This window comes from uncultured Mycobacterium sp. (genome assembly GCF_964249325.1).
In the GTDB taxonomy this organism is placed as follows: domain Bacteria; phylum Actinomycetota; class Actinomycetes; order Mycobacteriales; family Mycobacteriaceae; genus Mycobacterium.
Genome location: NZ_CAXUCH010000292.1, coordinates 1 through 1,713, shown reverse-complemented (window position 1 = coordinate 1,713; position 1,713 = coordinate 1). Strand labels below are relative to the sequence as shown.

At 67.0% G+C, this 1,713-nt stretch carries 1 protein-coding gene and 1 pseudogene; both read right to left on the bottom strand.

Going from position 1 to position 1,713, the window contains the following annotated elements; genetic code table 11:
* Positions 1–69: 69 nt before the first annotated feature.
* Complete coding sequence (locus ACFE99_RS22860) at positions 70–762, bottom strand: hypothetical protein (protein WP_375488839.1); 693 nt, start codon at positions 760–762, stop codon at positions 70–72.
* A 19-nt stretch (positions 763–781) separates the two neighbouring features.
* Positions 782–1,713: pseudogene (locus ACFE99_RS22855) on the bottom strand (hypothetical protein); the annotation flags it as partial.

Sequence of the window (1,713 nt, the reverse complement as noted above, 5' to 3'; positions counted from 1 at the left end):
GTGCTCAGCGCTTGTCTGCCACCCCCGCCTTCGACACCCCGCCCACGGCCTGCTGATCGCCAACACCCTTCAGCCACCGGAACCCGGATAGTGTGGGTCCGGCACCCAAATGCCGGAATGCGGGATGAGCTCCATATAGCCGCGCGGGCCCAGCGCGTCGACCGGCAGGCGTTTGATGTCGTTGAGGTCCAGCGGGTATTTCGCGCTGCCGGGGGGAAGGAAGCCGGGCTGGACAGCGTTGGTGGCCGGGTCGGGGATCCACACGCCTGAGCCCGGTACGAGTTCCTGGTAGCCGTAGGGGCCGTGCGCGCCGGGCGCCAGGCGTTTGATGTCGTTGAGGTCCAGCGGGTATTTGGGTTTCGGCCACCCGGGGGCCGGATTCGCCGGAGCTTGCTGGGCGCCGCCGGGGCCGAATCCCGCAGCCTGCACACCGGCACCCCGCCGATCCAGGTCTTTGCCCGTATCGTCGGACACCGCCGTGATCCTGCCTGCGTTTTGGGCATCCTCCGACTGCAGCCCAGAGGCTGCCCCCTGCCCCATGGCCTGGAACTGCGGACCCTTGGTGGCCAGGCGCGCCGCCATCGCCGTGACCGTCGTGCGCATTCTGACCGCTACCGCGGCGGCCGCCGCATCCGCCGATGAGCCCCCGGCCGCACCGGTCGGTGTCGGTCCGGGCTGCGCGGCCCGCTCCGCGTGTCCTGCCACGGTCGACGCCGCGGACGCCAATGAGCGCGCGCTCACATCGATCGGCTTAGCAGCCATCGCTAACTACCTTCCTGCGTTACCGGATCACTGGTCCTCCGCCAGCTGGCCACAGTTGTGCCTCTTCCATGATCAGCCCTGCGGCGTAAGCGATTTCCGCATATTCAGGGGTGGCGCGCCGCCACATCGACAGCAGTTCGGTCACCCGCGCCAGATTGTGGTGGGCGCGTGCATACGGTGATGCCCCGGCAGAATCGAGCATCCGGCCGGGCCGATGGCTGGCGCTGTTGGCGGCCTCGGTCAGGTTGGCCATGTCCAATTCGGTCCACCGATCCTCGCCGACCTGCACACCCTTGGTCAGCGATTCCAAGATCTCCCGAATCACCGGCGGGACAGCCAAATCCTGTATCGCAGCAGCCCGCTCCAACGCGGTCTGAACCGCGGCCAGCGACGTCTTCCATGCCTCCGAGCGGCCCGGGGCAGGACCACCGCCCATGCCGGTCAAACGGGCATACAGCGCGGGATCGAGCATCTCCAGACGGTGCGCGTGGTTTTCGTCCATCGCAGACGGCGGGGCGTCCTGGGGGATGGGTGACGTCAGCAATGCGCAGTCCTCGAAGTGCGGCACCCCCGCATCCCGGGCCGGCAGCGAGGACCCGCCCTGACTCGTCGAGACCGCCAGCGCATGCAGTTTGATGTTCGGATTGTGGTCGGAAAGCAGCTCCGCATAGGCCAACATGGTTTGGGCCGGGTTGGCCCACCCGAACCAGCGGGCGCGGAACCTCGCGTCTAAACCCGCATCAGCGAACAACATTCGTGCCGTGCGCGGCACAAACACCCCAGCCGGTATGTAGCCCGTGCCCTCACTGCTGACGATGACTGTCTCCACCCCCGATGGGGTTTTGAACATTCCCACACACCAATCCAGGAACGGATACAGACGAGAGTCGTGCAGCAGCTGATACACCAGCTGCACGGCCGACGCCAACAGCGGATCCGGAAGCGCTGAAC